Here is a 1,067-nt window from a genome sequence, read left to right on the forward strand (position 1 = left end):
AATTAATGAAGCTCCTTCTATGTAATTTCGCTACTTAATATAGTTCCAGAATTACTCTTTTATCGTTCTTAATAATGTCCGTCTTGGTATTTCAATTTTCCTGAGTTCACTAAATTAACTTGAATGTTGATTTGCTCGATACTATCCTTATTTAAGAAAAATCGCTTTTCTTTTATCTCTTTATTCCATTTCTGGGGGTTCTCACGATATACTATTTCTCCTAACTTATAAACATCCGAATTTATCTCTACTCCTTTCTCAAAAGTCTTTAAAATCTCATCCCTTATTATTTTTTTCAGTGTTAGCAATTAACTTATTTTCACTAATTTCCTTTAACTTTTCGTTTATTCCAGCTTGTACGACTATGTTAATGTTATATATCACTTGTTCGTTATGGATAACAGGTGTAATTTTTATCTTGGGTTTTTCTAATACTATAGAAACAATAGGTTGGTCATCTTCAACTATCCACAAAGGAGATCGAACAGTTTTTTCATCCATCCATCTTAGACCGTTTAAATCAGATTCAGAAAGCCAGCCTTGCAGATGCTTATTCCTTACAAAGAAAGCACCGTCATTTCTTAACAATGGTGCTTTATTATCTTCCTTTTTCCAATTTTCAGTGGATATTTTTTATAGAAGGAATGTAAGCTGTTTGCCCAACAGGATCGCTATCTCGTATGAATTGGAAAAATTGAATAGGTTGTATGTAGGATCTTTGCTTATATCCTTCTCTTGGTTCGTGAAGAATGGTCGAAAGTCCAGATAAGGTGAAAAATGATTTTGTTTTAAATACATCTTCAATGGATTCCTTTGTAGCATACAATAAGATATTATATCGTATTTCCCGATGCCGATTAATAAAATCAATAGAGGTTTTAATATCTTGCTTAAGTAGTTTATTGCTCAAAATTAGTGTAGACACATGTCCCCAAAAAAGTCTTTGTTGTGCATCCTTGTATAATTGATTTAGTGCTGCAACATAGTAAGTATCTTGTACTTCTTTGATATTCCAACATCCCGATAACACCGAACTAAAGAGAGTTATTATGCTTATTAAAAAGAGT

Annotated in this window: 1 protein-coding gene and 1 pseudogene; both read right to left on the bottom strand. The window is 31.8% G+C overall.

The window, feature by feature from the left end; genetic code table 11:
• Positions 1-68: 68 nt before the first annotated feature.
• Positions 69-588, bottom strand: a pseudogene (locus tag BFI01S_RS24260) (Ger(x)C family spore germination C-terminal domain-containing protein).
• 31 nt (positions 589-619) lie between these two features.
• Positions 620-1,067 (bottom strand): Ger(x)C family spore germination protein (locus BFI01S_RS24265; RefSeq protein WP_439951081.1); only part of this gene is annotated, 448 nt, incomplete at its 5' end.

Origin of the sequence: Cytobacillus firmus NBRC 15306 (assembly GCF_001591465.1) — a bacterium.
Classification (GTDB): domain Bacteria; phylum Bacillota; class Bacilli; order Bacillales; family Cytobacillaceae; genus Cytobacillus; species Cytobacillus firmus.